At 62.2% G+C, this 15,695-nt stretch carries 10 protein-coding genes; 4 read left to right on the top strand and 6 right to left on the bottom strand.

What is annotated here, in order from left to right; all coding sequences use genetic code 11:
- The 3 genes from Q1B16_RS07985 to Q1B16_RS07975 all read left to right on the top strand — a co-directional run bounded on the left by Q1B16_RS07985 (window position 1) and on the right by Q1B16_RS07975 (window position 7,051).
- The gene (locus Q1B16_RS07985) at window positions 1–4,575 is read left to right on the top strand and encodes a MupA/Atu3671 family FMN-dependent luciferase-like monooxygenase (protein ID WP_299786391.1); all 4,575 of its coding nucleotides are present in this window, start codon (window positions 1–3) and stop codon (window positions 4,573–4,575) included.
- A 35-nt stretch (window positions 4,576–4,610) separates the two neighbouring features.
- Window positions 4,611–5,531, top strand: coding sequence for a hypothetical protein (locus Q1B16_RS07980; RefSeq protein WP_299786389.1), 921 nt, complete (start codon window positions 4,611–4,613; stop codon window positions 5,529–5,531).
- Between the two features lie 185 nt (window positions 5,532–5,716).
- Window positions 5,717–7,051, top strand: coding sequence for a Wzz/FepE/Etk N-terminal domain-containing protein (locus Q1B16_RS07975; RefSeq protein ID WP_299786387.1), 1,335 nt, complete (start codon window positions 5,717–5,719; stop codon window positions 7,049–7,051).
- 2 nt (window positions 7,052–7,053) lie between these two features.
- Here the strand turns inward: Q1B16_RS07975 and Q1B16_RS07970 are convergent, their stop codons facing one another.
- The 6 genes from Q1B16_RS07970 to Q1B16_RS07945 all read right to left on the bottom strand — a co-directional run bounded on the left by Q1B16_RS07970 (window position 7,054) and on the right by Q1B16_RS07945 (window position 14,647).
- Window positions 7,054–8,121, bottom strand: a complete 1,068-nt coding sequence (locus Q1B16_RS07970; protein WP_299786385.1) for a CpsD/CapB family tyrosine-protein kinase — start codon at window positions 8,119–8,121, stop codon at window positions 7,054–7,056.
- A 135-nt stretch (window positions 8,122–8,256) separates the two neighbouring features.
- Window positions 8,257–10,365 carry an NAD-dependent epimerase/dehydratase family protein gene (locus tag Q1B16_RS07965; protein ID WP_299786383.1) on the bottom strand — a complete coding sequence of 703 codons (2,109 nt, stop codon included), beginning with the start codon at window positions 10,363–10,365 and terminating at the stop codon, window positions 8,257–8,259.
- A gap of 13 nt (window positions 10,366–10,378) precedes the next feature.
- The gene (locus tag Q1B16_RS07960; RefSeq protein ID WP_299786381.1) at window positions 10,379–11,347 is read right to left on the bottom strand and encodes a glycosyltransferase; all 969 of its coding nucleotides are present in this window, start codon (window positions 11,345–11,347) and stop codon (window positions 10,379–10,381) included.
- Window positions 11,344–12,600 (bottom strand): glycosyltransferase, encoded by a 1,257-nt coding sequence (locus tag Q1B16_RS07955; RefSeq protein ID WP_299786379.1) that lies wholly within the window; start codon window positions 12,598–12,600, stop codon window positions 11,344–11,346. The genes Q1B16_RS07960 and Q1B16_RS07955 overlap by 4 nt, the downstream gene beginning before the upstream one ends.
- Complete coding sequence (locus Q1B16_RS07950; protein WP_299786377.1) at window positions 12,597–13,532, bottom strand: NAD(P)-dependent oxidoreductase; 936 nt, start codon at window positions 13,530–13,532, stop codon at window positions 12,597–12,599. The genes Q1B16_RS07955 and Q1B16_RS07950 overlap by 4 nt, the downstream gene beginning before the upstream one ends.
- Complete coding sequence (locus tag Q1B16_RS07945; protein ID WP_299786375.1) at window positions 13,520–14,647, bottom strand: Gfo/Idh/MocA family oxidoreductase; 1,128 nt, start codon at window positions 14,645–14,647, stop codon at window positions 13,520–13,522. The genes Q1B16_RS07950 and Q1B16_RS07945 overlap by 13 nt, the downstream gene beginning before the upstream one ends.
- A 221-nt stretch (window positions 14,648–14,868) precedes the next feature.
- Between Q1B16_RS07945 and Q1B16_RS07940 the strand changes: the two genes are divergently transcribed.
- Window positions 14,869–15,687, top strand: a complete 819-nt coding sequence (locus Q1B16_RS07940) for a WecB/TagA/CpsF family glycosyltransferase (protein WP_299786373.1) — start codon at window positions 14,869–14,871, stop codon at window positions 15,685–15,687.
- Window positions 15,688–15,695 lie beyond the last annotated feature (8 nt).

Genomic DNA, 15,695 nt, shown 5'->3' with positions numbered 1-15,695 from the left:
ATGACCCATTTTGACAGCATCATCATCGGCGACGAAAGCCTGACCCGGCATTGCGCGGAAACGCTGTTGTCCGAAGGGCATCGCCTGACCGCGCTCGTGACGGACGACGCCGACCTTGCGACCTGGGCGAGCGGTCGCAAAATTCGCGTGGAACGCCACGGTCCCGACCTTGCCGCGCGCCTTGGAAATGTGTCGTGCGATTGGGTGCTCAGTATCGCCAACCTGAAAATCCTGCCACCCGACGTGCTGGCCCTTGGGCGCAAGGGGGCGGTCAATTTCCACGACGGCCCCCTGCCGAAACGCGCCGGTCTGAATGCGCCGGTCTGGGCTTTGATCGACGACGAAACCACGCATGGCATCACATGGCACCTGATCGACGATGGCGTCGATACCGGCGATATCCTCGTCCAGCGCGCCATCGACATCTTGCCGGAAGACACCGCGCTCACGCTGAACACCAAGTGTTACGAGGCCGGGTTGACGAGCTTTCCCGACCTTTTGTCCGAATTGGCGAACGCCCTGCCTGGCCGCCGCGCGCAGGATCCTGCACAACGCAGCTATCACGCGCTGACCGATCGGCCCGACGCAAACGGTCTTTTGCGATTCGACCAACCGGCAGAGACAGCCCTGCGTCTGATCCGCGCTCTGGACCACGGCACCTATTGGAACCCGATTTGCCTGCCCAAACTGCGGATTGGCGAAAGGACCTTGATGATCGGGCAGGCGAGGTTGACCGAAAGCAACGCTTCCCCCGGCACGGTGATCGGTGTCGATGACCGATCCATGACCGTCGCCTTCGCCAAGGGCGCTCTTTGCCTGTCGGATTTGACCGATGCCAGCGGGGTCAGCATCAAACCGACAGATGTTACGTCTGTCGGGGCCGTCCTGACAGCGCCTTCCGAAACAGAGCGCGCCAGGATCACCGAAACAATGCGTGCTGTCGCCAAGCGGGACAAACACTGGCGCCGTGCGCTTGCGGGTGCGATTCCGCTCACGCTGCCGTTCACCCTATCGGGCGCGCCGTCCGTCACGTCAGAGCAAACGCAAATCGCGCCCGAGCACCTAGCGCCAGCTTTGGCAATCCTGATGCAACGGCTGTCGGACCAGCCGGGATGCGTTCTCGCGGTGACACATCCGGACCTTGCGACCGCCGCGCGCACAGGGCTTGTCTGCCCTTGGGTGCCGGTGACCGCTGCACAATTGTCCGACGGCATCCCGCAAGCCGACACAGGCGTCGCCATAGATCTCGCGCTGCGTGATCCCGCTCTGTCACCGCTGGGCACCCCGGCCCTCGGTTTATCTTTGAACGCAGGGCCCATCCCCGGCGCCGCGATCACCTTCGATCTGTCCGACGCCACGGCGACCGTGCATGTGGACGAAGGGCGCATCTCACCTGATTTCGCGCAGATCCTGATCCGCCGCGTGCGCTGGATCGCAGACCAACTCTCCGATGGCAAACCCGCCAATGCGTTGGACCCGCTTCCGCCCGGCGAACGTCGGGACGTTCTGCGGACCTTCAATACGACAGACGTTGCGCCGGACGGTCCCGAAACCATGCATGCCGCCTTCGAAGCGCAAGTCGCGCGCACCCCGGATGCCACCGCTCTGGTTTTCGAGACGTCGGAAATCACCTTCGCGACGCTCAACGAACACGCCAACCGCATCGCGCATACGCTGCGCGCGATGGGAGTTGCGCCCGATACAATGGTCGGCCTGCACTGTCGTCGTGGCCCCGATCTGATCGCGGGCGCGCTGGGCATCCTCAAGGCAGGGGGCGCGTATCTGCCGCTTGACCCCGACTATCCGAAAGACCGTCTCGCGCATTACTTGTCGGACAGCGACGCGCGCGTGGTGATCACCGAAAGCACGCTTAAGGACGACCTGCCGCATACGAAAGCAAAGCTTCTGGTCATCGACCGTGACCCGCGCCTCGCCTCTGCTGCGGTGGACAATCCGGCACCTGTGGCCGCAGGCGACTCCCTCGCTTACGTGATCTACACCTCCGGATCGACGGGCCTGCCGAAAGGCGTCATGGTCGAACATCGCAATGTCCTGAATTTCTATGCCGGCATGGATGCCGTGATCCCGGACAGCACCGATGCCGCATGGCTGGCCGTCACCAGTCTCAGCTTCGATATCTCGGTGCTCGAACTGTTCTACACCATGGCGCGCGGTATCAAAGTTGTTCTGCCCAGCGGCAACCAGCGTGGGATCATCTCCGGTGGTCCGTCCCGCAAGAGCGACGATGGGATGGATTTCTCGATCTATTACTGGGGCAATGACGACGGTGTTGGCCGGGACAAGTACCGCCTGCTTCTCGAAGGCGCGAAATTTGCCGATGAGAACGGCTTTTGTGCCATCTGGACGCCCGAACGCCATTTCCATGCTTTCGGCGGGCCCTATCCAAACCCGTCCGTCACCGGCGCGGCGGTTGCCGGGGTGACAAAGAACATCGGCGTCCGCGCCGGAAGCTGTGTCGCGCCGCTGCACCATCCCGCACGCATCGCCGAAGAATGGGCGGTGATCGACAATCTCACCAATGGTCGCGCCGGTCTGGCCATTGCGAGCGGCTGGCAGCCTGACGACTTTGTCCTGCGACCGGAAAACACCCCGCCCGACAACAAGCCCGCCATGTTCGAGGCCATCGACCAAGTGCGCAAGCTGTGGCGCGGCGAACCCGTCGCCTTCCCGCGCAAGGATGGCCAGATGCACGAGGTGGTTACCCAACCGCGTCCCGTGTCAAAGGAATTGCCAATCTGGGTGACCACGGCGGGCAATCCAGACACGTGGCGCGAAGCCGGGGCCAATGGTGCCAACGTGTTGACCCATCTGCTCGGCCAATCCATTGATGAGGTTGCCGAAAAGATCACCCTCTATCGCCATGCTTTGCGCGACGCGGGGCACGATCCGGACGATTTTACAGTCACCCTGATGCTCCACACGTGCCTGTCCGACACCCGCGAGCACGCTCGCGAAATCGCGCGCGAACCAATGAAAGACTACCTGCGCTCTGCCGCCGGTCTGATCAAGCAATATGCTTGGGCCTTCCCGGCCTTCAAGAAGCCCGAGGGCGTGAAGAACCCCTTCGAACTGAACCTCGGTGACCTGAGCGAGGAAGACCTCGAAGGCATCCTCGATTTCGCCTTCGAACGCTACTTCAACGACAGCGGCCTCTTCGGCACGATCGACGATGCGCTTGCCCGCGTGGATCAGCTCAGGGCAATCGGCGTGTCCGAGATTGCCTTTCTCATCGACTACGGTATCGACACCGATCAGGTGCTCGAGGGTCTCAAACCTTTGGCCGAGGTCGTCCGCCGTTCCGCACCGTCGCGTGATCACGAGGACACGGATTTCTCCATCGCCGCCATGCTGGCCCGGCACAACGTCACGCATATGCAATGCACCCCGTCGATGGCACGCGTGATCGCGATGGACGACGACGCCCGTGCGCGTCTGTCCGGGCTGAAGCATCTGTTCCTTGGCGGTGAGGCCCTTCCGGGCGCGCTCGTGGCCGATCTGAAGAAAGCCACCAACGCAACCATCACCAATATGTACGGCCCAACGGAAACAACAATCTGGTCCTCGTCCGCGTCCGCCAGCGACGAAGACGCGACGGTCACTATCGGCCGCCCCATCGCCAATACGCAGCTTTACGTCCTCGATGAGGCGTTGAACCCGGTCGGCATTGGCGAAGAGGGCGAGCTTTGGATTGGCGGCGCAGGTGTGACGCGCGGATACTGGCTGCGGGACGACATGACCGAGGACAGGTTCAGGACCAACCCGTTTGCGTCCGGGCGCATCTATCGGACAGGCGACTTGGTGCGCCGCCGCCCCGATGGCAGGTTGGATTTCCTCGGCCGGGCCGACACGCAGATCAAGCTGCGTGGATTTCGGATCGAACTCGGCGAAATCGAAGCTGTGCTGCAAAAGGAAACCGCTATCACCAATGCCGTCGTCGTCGCCCGAGAAGACACACCGGGCGATGTGCGCCTCGTGGCCTATGTGACCGCCGCGTCCGAGGTCGACACCAAAGACCTGCGCGCTGCGCTGGCTGCACAACTACCGGACTACATGGTGCCCTCTCACATTGTCACGCTCGACGCGTTCCCGGTCACGCCGAACCAGAAGATTGATCGCAAGGCGTTGCCGGCACCAACAGGCACTTCGGTCCGGGCAAAGGCAAAAGCGGCTGAACCAACGCAGACGCCCGGCGCGGCGGACGATGCCTTGCGCGCGCGGATCGGTGCCATCTGGACCGAAGTTCTGGGCGTTGCGTCCGTCGCGGCAGACGACAATTTCTTTGAGCTCGGAGGTCACTCGCTCCTGGCAGTTCAAACCCACCGCGCCTTGCGCGACCGTCTGGATATTCCGAAGCTCTCCATCACCGACATCTTCCAGTTCCCGACGCTCGGGGCACTGGCTGATCGTGTCGCCAAACTCGGAGGCGGAACGGTGGGTCCGGCACAACCCGCCACTGTCACGGCGATCCCGCAACCGACACCGCAAGATCGCGCAAAGGCACGTACCGATGCCATGGCGCGCCGCCGCGCGATGCGGGCGCGGCGTCAGGCCTGATGCCGACGCGGCAGAGTCGCCTATTATTAGCCGGCGTGATTGCCGCCATCAGCGGTGCGGTGATTTGGTATGTCGTAAAGCCCCCTCAGGCTTTGACGCCTGCGGAACTGGCGGCCCGCTACGAAACACCCCTCACGCCTCCGGATGGTCCGCTCAAGGTGTTCCACCTTGGGCACTCTCTTGTGGGTCGCGACATGCCCGCGATACTGGCGCAATTGGCGGGACACGAACACGCCTCGCAGTTGGGCTGGGGCACACCGCTCAAGGCGCACTGGGAGCCTGATGAGCCGGCTCAGGGGTTCGAGACAGAGAACGCCCACGCGCATTATCGTGATGCGAAAGAGGCACTGGCGAGCGGCGAGTACAACACGTTCGTTCTGACCGAAATGGTCGAGATCGAAGCCGCCATCGATTACTTCGATGCACCGCTATACCTCGAAAAATGGGTGACGGCAGCGCGGGACGGCAACCCGCACATCCGCACCTATCTCTACGAATCCTGGCATGATCTGAACGATCCCGAAGGCTGGCTCGATCGCCTCGACACCGACCCGGCGCGGTATTGGGAAGGGGTGCTTCTGGCGCAGGCGATGGCGGCGATTCCCGACCCCGAACCGATCTACGTGATCCCCGCTGGTCGCGTGATGGCAGAACTGGTGCGCCGCATCGAAGCCGGGAAGCCGGTGGATGGGGTTGCTACGCGCGAAGACCTGTTCGCCCGCCTTGAAGACGGAACGCTCGACCCGATCCACGTCAACGACCTTGGAGCCTACCTCGTCGCCTTGACGCATTACGCGGTGCTCTATCAACGCTCTCCGGTGGGCCTCCCGGCACAGCTTGACCGGGCCGACGGAACACCCGCCAAAGCGCCCGGCCCAAATCTTGCGCGCTTGATGCAGGACACTGTGTGGGACGTCGTGTCCGCTTTGCCGGTCACGGGTATTTCGCAGAACTGAACCGCTGTTTGACCCCTACTTTCACCGACTTACGCCGTTTGGAAACGCGTTGTTTCCAAATTCGCCGCTCGTTCGCTGTCGCAATTTCGCCTTGTTTTGTCTAAATTGTGACTTGTCCAAGGCGCATGGTCATAGTTTGACCCAACATTGGGCAAGGCGGGGGCCTTGGTACTGGAGTTGAACGCGTGTTGTATTTTCAGTCGTTCGAAGAGGTTTTCTCTGCGCTCAAGCGGCGTCTGGGATTGATCGTGCTGATCACCCTGATAGGGTGCGTCGTATCGGTCGTCGTCGCGCTGACGCGGACGCCTGTCTACAACGCCATTGCCGTGGTGCAGATCGAGGACCCGCAGGTTTCCGGAACCAACTCCACCCCAGGTGCCGCCATTGATCCGCGTGGTGGCCTCGATACACGCCGTACGGTGCGCTTGATCGAACAGCGCGTCATGTCACGCGGGTCTCTGACCGAGATCATGGAGACGCATGACCTCTTCAACGAAGACCCCAGCATGACCCCGACCGAGCGCCTGACCGCCATGCGTGAATCCGTTCGGATCGAGCCGATCCTCACCGGCGAAGCTTGGCAGCCGAACCAATCGGTTTCGGGAATGGTAATCGACGTGAATCTCAGCGATCCGCAAACGGCCGCCGATGTCGCCAACGATCTTCTCGCCCGCGTCATGGAAGAGGCCCGCACCCGCAGCGTTGACCGCGCGCAGGTGGAACTGGAGTTCTTCAACATCGAAGAGGCGCGCATCCGCGAAGAGATCATCGCCGCCGAAGCCGTGATCGCCGAATACAAGTCGGCCAATGCCGAAGTGCTGCCTGCCAATATCAGCGTGCTGCAAGGTGAATTGACGACCCTTAACGGCACGCTTCTCACCTTGCGTCAGCAGATCCTGAGCCTTCAGTCCAACAGCGCCCGCGTTCGCCCGGAAGCATTGCAGCGAGAAGTCAGCCTCTTGGAAGACCAGATCGCCCTGATCGAGAATCGCACCACTGAAATCAATGCTTTGCTCACCCGTGCGCCCGCGGTTGAACGGGAACTGGCGTCGCTCGAGCGTGAACTGACGCAGTTGAACGAACAATTCACCGTCATCTCGCGCCGCAAGGCCGATGCGGAAATGAGTCAGAGTCTCGAAGAGCAACGTCAACTGGCGCGTTTCGAAGTCCTCGAGCCTGCCATCGCGCCAGTCTACGCCATATCGCGCAGCAAGCGGTCGATTGCGATGCTGGGTGGGGTGGCAAGTTTGTTGCTGGCCGTTGGCGTGGCCTTCGTTCTGGAGATGCTCAACCCGCCGATCCGCAATGCGGCCCAGATGGAGCGTATCCTTGGCGTGCGTCCCGTGATCTCGGTCCCGGTGATCGAAAACGCCTCGGCGGCGCCGACCAAGAAGAAAAGCAATGGATCGAAATTTGGATGGGGGGTGCTTGCCGCGTTCCTTCTCGGAGCGATCGCATTGATCGCGAAACCGCTCGCGACGTTGACAGGCCTGTCAGTCTCACCGCGCAGCGCGCAGTAACGTCAATACGTGTAATCGCCGCTTTCGGACTGTTCGGCCTTGTTCAGCACGACGCCAAGAAGCGGGATCTTGTCTCCCAGCCGTCGCTCGGTCTCTTTGATCTCGGTGGCCTTGGTCGTTCCGCCGGCAGCCACGATCAGCAGTGCGTCGATATGCGGACGCATCGCGATCACGTCATCGTTCAATAGCGCAGGCGGCAGGTCGAACAGCATCACGTCGGGCGCGAATTTGGTTTCGATCTCGCTCAACACGCGCTTCGTTGAGGGGTCTTGCAGAAGCTCTGCCGCGTAGGGTTCGACCATGCCGTTGAAACCGATGGCTACGTGTGATCCGGCGGAAATCCGGTTGGCCGCAAATCCCTGAACATGGTCTTCGGGCGCGATCTCTCCGCGCAGCATGTCGCCAATCGCGCCAGTGTCGGTCACGCCGAAAATTTTGTGAAGGCTGGGGCTGCGCATATCGAGATCGAGCAAAACGGTCCGGCAGTTTTCCTGCCGCGACAGGCTGATGGCCAGGTTCGCAGCCGTGAAGGTCTTGCCGCAATCCTTGGTGGGCGAGGTGATCGCCACCCGTTTCCAGCCGTTTTCGGACAGGGCCTGAAGCATCCGCGTGCGCAGGATGTCAAACCGCGTATGCGACGGGTCACTGCGCAGCGCAGTCACAACGTTTCGGGCGGCGAGCCGATGCTCATCCAGCGCGAAGCGATCGATGCACTTCCAGTACCGTTCCGGATCGTCAGAGCCTTTTTGGGGCGCCCTGGCGAGAACCAGCGGCGCCTTTGGCTTAACTGGTGCTGCATTGGCCTGGGCGGCGCGCTCGGTGTCTAGAAGACGCTGCTGTTCGGCCTCTCGCTTTTGCTCGGCTTCCCGTTCAGCCTCAAGTTCCGCTTGGCGTTTCCGGTCGGCTTCCAGTTCCGCCTTGCGTTGCAGCAGAGCCTCTTTCTCGGCGATTAACGCGTCCCGTTTCGCGATTTCCGGGTCGGATGCAGATGTCCGCGCACGGTCTGATGGCTGAACAGGCGTTGCCGCCCCGCGCCGTTTCCGGCGTTGGAATTTTGGCTGCTCGGTCATGTTTCAGCCTCTTGGCGGGGCATTGTCACCTTCCGGTCTGCTCTCGCACGGACGGGTCCGCACCATGCGTGTCTGACAGGCCAATCTGTCAAGAATACGTCCGATTTGAGGGGATTGTTGATCAATTCAAGGCGATCAGAACCCGAAGAGATTTGCCTTTCCAATCGCTTTTTCGATGAACGCCGCCTTATCGGCTTCTGGTTTCCAGCCGAGTTCCTGCTTGGGTTTGGTGTTCACAAACGGCGATAGATGCGCGCGGCTTTTCCAATCGGCCAGCGACGGTCGCGTCAGCCCCCCGCGCCGCAACGCATAGACCTTGAGCACATGCTTTACGGCATCCGCCGCCCAGAACAGGGTCAGATTGCCGGTGCTCACCCGGATGCGCGCTCCGAGGGCTTTGTGGATCGCTTCGAAATATCCTTTGCCTGACAGCATCGGCTCTCCGATCAGGTTGTAGCTTTCGCCCACCGCATCGGGGTGTTCACTCATCAGGATCAACCCTTCGGCCACGTCGTCGATCAGCACGAAAGGCAGGATGTTTAGCCCATCGCCCCAGATGCGCACCGCGCCCGCGCCATGCCAGCGTCCGATGCCCCAATGCTGCAACGGCCCGCCATGCCCGACAACGATCCCCGGCCGCGCAATGACCAGCGGCAGACCATCCACGCGGTGCATCTCCATCAGGCGCTTTTCGCATTCCGCCTTGGACCGCGCATACATATTGCGGTCGCTCATGTCGGAGGGAAACGGCACATCCTCGGTGATCTTCTGCAACGGCGAAGACATATCGTAGCTGGCGATGGTGCCGGTATAGACCAATCGTTTGACCCCCGCCTCCTGGCAGGCTTCGGCGATCCGTACCGCGACGCCCACATCATGTTCCAGCGCGTCCTCCCAGGTGCCTTCAAGCGATCGGGCGAGGTTATAGACCACGTCGATCCCCTGCATCGCCGCGACCAGCGCTGCCTTGTCATACAGCGAGACACCAACGGTTTCGACCTCGTCCGGCAGATCGGGGAAGGGACCGTGTTTGCCCCGGCTCAGAACGCGCACATCCTGTCCCTTGGCCACCAAGGCCCGTGTCAACGCGCGTCCGATAAAGCCGGTGCCACCGATCACCATCGCGGTTGGTTTCGGGTCGCGAGTCTTGGCTTTCGGCTCTGCCGGTCTCAGATCGGCCTCCGGCACCAGCGCCAACGCCTGATCCAACGCCGTCATGACCTTGACCGCGCTGGCCCCCGAGAAACGCGCATCCGCCGGTTTGTCCTTCCGCAAAGCGCCGTAGATCGCGGCATCCATGCCCCGAAAACTCAGCGCATAGGGCGATTTGCGGTTGAGCGATGCGACCTGTGTGATCGTGTTCCCCACCCCTTCGCGCAGATGTTGCCAAGACAGGTCCAGTTGCCGCCTGAGCGGGTTCAGAACCAGGTCCGACGCATTCTCACGCTCGACAAGCAAGGTATCGGCCGCGAAGTCCAGCCGCGCGCGTCCGGACGATCCGCGCAGAGCCAGCGATCGGTCGTCAATCGTCTCGACCACGCTCATGGTCAGGGTTACGTCGACATCACCCGCCTGAGCCATGATGCGCCATGCCTGATGGCGGGTGTCCTCGCCGGGTAGGTCAATGGGTTTCGACAGGTGCACCGACTGGATATCCGGCGCACCGAACAGATCGACGATGAAGCCCATCAGGTGCGGCCCCAGTTCCAGCAGCAGGTTCTTCGGTTCCCGCAGCAACCAGATGCCGAACGGCCCGGACCGCAAGGGCGCAAGTGGCAGACACCAATGCACCTCGGCCACCGATACGCGGCCAAGCTCACCCTTGGCCAGCATGTCTTTCAGCCGATCATAGGACGGCAGGCCCATGAAATTGTGCCCGGCGTGGAAGCGCACGCCATTTTCCTGCGCCACGGCTTCGATTTTGGCAGTTTCGGCGGCCGATGTCGCCACCGGCTTTTCCACCAGCACATGCAACCCGGCCTTGAGGCATTGGATCGCCAAGGCATGATGCAGATGCGGCGGGGTCAGGATATGCACCGCGTCGCAGACACCGGCCTCGATCAGGTCGGCGACGTCCGCAAACACCCGCACGCCCAGCCCATCGGCCAAGGCGGATGCCGCGGACTCGGATGGATCACAGATCGCGGTGATCTCTACCCTTTCGGTCGCGCGCAATGCGTCCGCGTGCCAGCTTGCGATATAGCCAGCCCCGATCAGACCAACGCGAACCTTGGACAAAGCCATGTACCTAAACCCCTTACTTGTATTCGATGATGCGCATCTGCGCATGGCTCAGACGCCGCCAATGGTAGCGAAGCATCCCGATGACATTCGGAAACTTGGACAGCGTGAGAAACGCCGCATGCATGCGCGCTTCGTGCGACGGCAGACCCCTTGCCTGCAACCCCTTGGCCGTGCGCAGGTAGGAAAAGCCGTACACTCCCAGCACCAGGACCGGCACCGCTGGTGACGCCGCCGCGCCGAAAATGGCGAGTAGCGGCAGCCCAAGCCCGTAAACCCAGCCACGCTGCCGTTCGCGCACGAAATAGTCTGGATGCAGGTGCCCGACCTGCGCGAACCCGTGACCTGTGCGTTCGGCCCGTTTCCACCATTGTTCGAACCGGAGGGGTCCTCCGTCGTGCAAGGACATGTCCTCTGAAATGCGGATGAGCCTCCAGCCCGCTTTGCGCAGACGGGTACAGAACTCGTCATCCTCGGCGGCGATGACCGTGGGGTCGAAACCGCCCACTGTCTGAAATGCGGATACCCGCACCATCATGTTGCCCCCGCAGGCATCGATCTCTCCGACCGGGCGTTTCCATTCGAAATCGGAAAGCTGATTGTAGATAGTGAGGTCGCGCTGCAATTCGGCTTGCACGCCCGTGACAAGGCCAAGGTCGGGTTCGGCACGCAGTCGGGCCAGCCCGGCCTCGAGCCATCCTTCCGCCATCGTGCAATCGCCATCCAGAAACTGAACCGCCTCCGGGGGTTCGTCCTGTGCCATCACCGCGTCGTACCCGGCATTGCGGGCGCGCGCGGCGGTGAACGGCACCGACATATCAAGGTTCACGACCTCGGCACCGGCCTTTGTGGCATTCGCGACGCTGGCATCCGTCGACCCGCTGTCGACATAGACCACACGTCGCGCCTGCGGCAGGACCGATGCCAGCGATTTCACCAGTCGGTCACCTTCGTTGCGCCCGATCAGAACGACATCGACTGTCATGCTTGGTGCCTTCCCTCGGGCCGCAGACCCGGAGTTGGGCCGCCCTTTGCATATTCCTGGATCAGCTGCGACAGCCACGCCGCTTCTGTTGCGGCATCGTATTCCGCCATCACTTTCGCCCGTCCAGCCGCACCGAAAGACACGCGTTGGTCCGGGTTCGACAAAAGCGCATCGAACGCTCTGGTAAAGGCATCAACGTCGCCTGGGGGAACCAGTCGACCACTGACACCATCTTCGACAAGTTCCGGCACACCGGCGATCCGGGTCGTCACCACCGGCACCTGCGCGGCCATCGCCTCCATCAGGACAACGGGCACGCCCTCGGCAAAGCTGGGTAGGACAAACACGTCGGTCTGCGCCAGTTCCTCGGCCACCTCGGCCTGCGATTTGTAGCCAAGGAACGCCACGCGGTTCTGTAAGCCGCGCTCCGCGACCTCGGTCTCAAGGGCGGTGCGGTCCGGCCCGTCGCCCACCAGCCTGAGCGTCAGGTTGGGGTATGTCTCGGCCAGCCGCGCCATCGCCTCGATCAGGATCGGCACGCCCTTCACACCGGCCAAACGTCCGACAAAGAGTGCCTGCAAACCATTGCGATCTGGCTTGGGCGCGTATTTGGTCGGGTCCACACCACAATGCACGATGTGCAGTTTGGACCAGTGCTTTGCATCGGCGAAACACATGAGTTGCGACCGGCAGAAATGGCTGATGCAAGCCACGAACGCCGCGCGCGCGGCTTTTTCGTCGATCCGCCAATGATGGGGTTCGAAAAAGATATCCGGCCCGTGGATGGTAAAGCTCCAGCGGAGACCCGACAATGCGCCGACAAGCATCGCGACAGTACACGACGCCTTGGCGATGTGGTTGTGCAGGTGCGTAACGCCTTCGTCAGCCAGTTTCGCGGCAAGCACACCGGCTTCGACGAAATAGATCAGGTTGTAGACTCGCCCTTTGAGTCCCTTCGGCGCGGTGCGCCATGCTAGGCCAAGCGCCGACAGGTAGCGGCCCGGCGTCTTTACCCACCGCCAATGCGCGCGCAGTGTTGTTACGGGGGATTTCACCGCGTCAAGCACCTTGAAGGTGCGCGCATGTTCTTCGCTTTGCTCCGGTCCGATCAGGTGCTCGGCCCCGGTGGTGCGGATCGAACAGGTCAGAACCTCGAGCCCCAAGTAGCGCAGGTTTGCGACCTCGCGCTGGATGAACGTGTCGCTGGCGCGGGGATATTCGCCGGTGAGGTAGGCGATCTTGGGAAGGGTCATGCGGCGGCCCTCCAGTCCGGAGACGGATCGGGCAGGGGGTCTACACCGAAAGGATCTTTCATGCGGTAACCCATGGGCAAGACGCGCTGGCGCAACACGTTTTCGCGCAGTAGGCCGGGTAGGTTTGTCGAAATCGGACGTAATAGTCGGGCGCTTGACCAAAGGACCTGCCAAGGGACCGGAACCACCAGCCGTGGCCAGCCCGTGCGGCGCAGGGCGGTGATGACCCGTCCGCGCGTCGGCAAGGCAGGGTCGAGGACGGTAAACGTGTTGTTTACCTTGTGCACAGTTGCGTGAACTAACGCTGCGGCACAGCGGTCCACATGACACATCGGCAATGGATCGTCGCCACCAATGCGCAGCAGGATCGGCCCGAGCCTGACGCCCAGATGCGCGTTCCACAGTTGACCGTTGTCGTAGACAATGCCGGGGCGCAGGATGGCGAGGCTGTTCAGACGCGCGGCGCGGGCGACGTTTTCCTGACGCACCTTCGCGCCGGAATAGGCGTCGCGCGACATGGCCGGGTTCTCCAGCGGGCAATCATCAGTCAGATCACCGCCAATCGGCACCTGGCTGGTGTCGAATACGGCAATGGAACTGGCCAGCGTCAGATGCGGCGTCCGGGCCTGTCGCATCGCTTCGATCAGATGCTCTGTGCCGCCAACGGTAAGTCTCTTGTGATCTTCCGGATCCCCCGACATCGCGGCGGCAAGGTGGATGACGGCGTCGCAGCCTTGGAGCGCATCGATCAGAACTCCGACCGAGTCCCGTACGGTTAGGTCGGTCGAAACGTACGACACACCCGTGCGGTCGGCTCCTGGCCTGCGCTGCACCGCGACAACCTCCAATCCGGCCTCCGACGCAGCGGTCACGGTCGCGCGGCCGATGAAGCCCGACGCGCCGGTGATAAGGACGCGGTTCACATCGCCCATGGCATCGGGTCCATCGGGTCGCAGCGCGTGGTCATGGATTGCGCGCCCGCGCTTTCGCCTGCGTTTTGCATAGCCAATGCAACCTCGGTCATGTGCAGGGCGAAATCGTTGGACAGGCGGGACGGCCGGCCTTTTCGGATCGCCTCCAGCATTTCAGCGGGGCCAAGCATGAAGTTCATCGCGGCGGCCCCCCACCGTTTGACCTTGGGATGGGTCGGCTGGGACAGCTTGAGCGTTTTCGGAAATGGCGATTCCATCAGGCGGCGGCGGATCGACATGCGTTTGGCAAAGGTCACCTTGGCCGAATTGTCCCACGCGGCCTTGCAGGCGAGCACGCCATCATCACCGATAATGCGGATCTGGTGGTCATGCGGGGCGACGATGGAACAGGTCAGCCGGGTCATCGGGCCGTTGTCGAAAAACAGCGTCGCCACGGATACATCGGGCGCGAATGGCCCGGTGCCTTCCTTCTCTGAGACGGTCTCGGCCGAGGCGGCGACCACCGTGCGCACCGATCCGAACCACGAGATCAGCCAGCCCAAATAGTAGCCCGCATGTTCGAGCGTGCATCCGACGCGGAATTCATCCTCGAATGGCCAGGGCGCGCCGGATTCGGAAATCCATTTTCGGTAGGCGGCTTGCGGCACGAACCCGTCATCGAGTTCCGCATAGATCACGCGCGGGGTCCCCGCGATTCCGGTGCGCAGCGCGTGGCTCAGAGTTTGCGCCGCTTCGCCTAGAACGCTGCATGGCGCGGACGCCAACATGAGCCCGGCCGCATCGGCCTGTGCATGCAGCGTCTTGGCCTCGTCCAACGCCATGGAGAGCGGTTTTTCGGAATAGGTGTGGCATCCTGCGGCCAGGCAGGCGCTGTTTACCTCGAAATGCGCGGATGGGTTCGTGAGGTTGAGCACGACGCCATCGCGTGGGTGCTGGTCTAGCAACTGGTTTAGTGATCCCACGGCGGGCACACCCCAATGCGTGCAGAACTGCGCCAGACGGCCCGGGTTGTGATCATAGACCCCTGCCACGGTGATCCCGTCCATCGCCTGAAGCGACCGCATGTAGAGGTCGGCCACAAAGCCGCATCCGATCAGCGAGACAACACCCGTCATGACGCCACTCCAAACGGGGTGCCGCCGTGGTCGAGGCCACGGTAGATCGGTGTGCGGACGCGGGTCACTGGCTGCTCTCGGGTTTTTACACGTGTTTTCAGGGCGATTCACACCATTCAATAATGGTCATATTTCGACAAAAGCGGATTTTATCGTGGGTGTTAGGGGAATTTATGCCGGTATGTCTTGATTTTGCAGCGGTCTCGGGACGATGTGGCGCAATGACATCGACTTCAAGCCTATCGACTGTGACAGAGCAGAGCCAAATGCGGTTCTGGGGCGATGGGTATGACGTCGCCATCAACGTGACCGATTGGGATACGCTTGAGCACGAGATTACCCACCGGCTGCGCCGTGGCGAGGGGTTCTCGCTGGCGACGATCAACCTCGATCATCTGGTCAAGCTGCGGCAGGACACCCGGTTCCGCGAGGCATACGCGGCGCAGGATATCGTGGTGGCGGATGGCAATCCGATCGTGTGGCTGTCGAAACTGGCAGGTCGGCCAATCGCCTTGATCCCTGGGTCTGACGCCATCCTGCCCATCACGCGGATCGCCGCGGCCGAGGGCAAAACTCTCGCGCTGGTGGGCAGCACGGAGAGCGCCCTGGCCGGGGCGAAAGACCACCTGGAACGCGAAGTTCCCGGTGCGCGCGTTGTCGCCACACTCGCGCCGCCGATGGGGTTCGATCCGACCGGTGAGTCCGCCGATACCGTACTTTCCGCCCTCAAAGACGCGCAGGCCGATATCGCGTTTCTGGCGCTGGGCGCGCCCAAACAGGAGCTGTTCGCGGCCTACGGTCGGGATGTGCTGCCATCAGTCGGCTTCGTATCCATTGGCGCGGGCCTCGATTTCTTTGCAGGAACGCAGGTGCGGGCGCCGAAATGGGTGCGAGCGATTGCGATGGAATGGATTTGGCGCACGGCACTGCAACCCTCGCGTATGGTGCCGCGATATGCCAAATGCGCCGGGATCCTGCCCGGCGAGGTGGGAAATGCGCTGCGTTTGAGGTCGCGAACCGGTCGAAAATCAGCCGACTGATTTCGGCA

Origin of the sequence: uncultured Marivita sp. (assembly GCF_947488135.1) — a bacterium.
In the GTDB taxonomy this organism is placed as follows: domain Bacteria; phylum Pseudomonadota; class Alphaproteobacteria; order Rhodobacterales; family Rhodobacteraceae; genus Marivita.
This window is presented reverse-complemented; position numbering and strand designations above follow the sequence as displayed.

What these genes read in the sequence shown, in the direction of transcription:
- Q1B16_RS07965 (WP_299786383.1), bottom strand. Translation starts at nt 10,365, where the DNA reads ATGGCTTTGTCCAAGGTTCGCGTTGGTCTGATCGGGGCTGGCTATATC.
- Q1B16_RS07985 (WP_299786391.1), top strand. Translation starts at nt 1, where the DNA reads ATGACCCATTTTGACAGCATCATCATCGGCGACGAAAGCCTGACCCGG.
- Q1B16_RS07950 (WP_299786377.1), bottom strand. Translation starts at nt 13,532, where the DNA reads ATGGGCGATGTGAACCGCGTCCTTATCACCGGCGCGTCGGGCTTCATC.
- Q1B16_RS07960 (WP_299786381.1), bottom strand. Translation starts at nt 11,347, where the DNA reads ATGACAGTCGATGTCGTTCTGATCGGGCGCAACGAAGGTGACCGACTG.
- Q1B16_RS07945 (WP_299786375.1), bottom strand. Translation starts at nt 14,647, where the DNA reads ATGACGGGTGTTGTCTCGCTGATCGGATGCGGCTTTGTGGCCGACCTC.
- Q1B16_RS07970 (WP_299786385.1), bottom strand. Translation starts at nt 8,121, where the DNA reads ATGACCGAGCAGCCAAAATTCCAACGCCGGAAACGGCGCGGGGCGGCA.
- Q1B16_RS07955 (WP_299786379.1), bottom strand. Translation starts at nt 12,600, where the DNA reads ATGACCCTTCCCAAGATCGCCTACCTCACCGGCGAATATCCCCGCGCC.
- Q1B16_RS07940 (WP_299786373.1), top strand. Translation starts at nt 14,869, where the DNA reads ATGACATCGACTTCAAGCCTATCGACTGTGACAGAGCAGAGCCAAATG.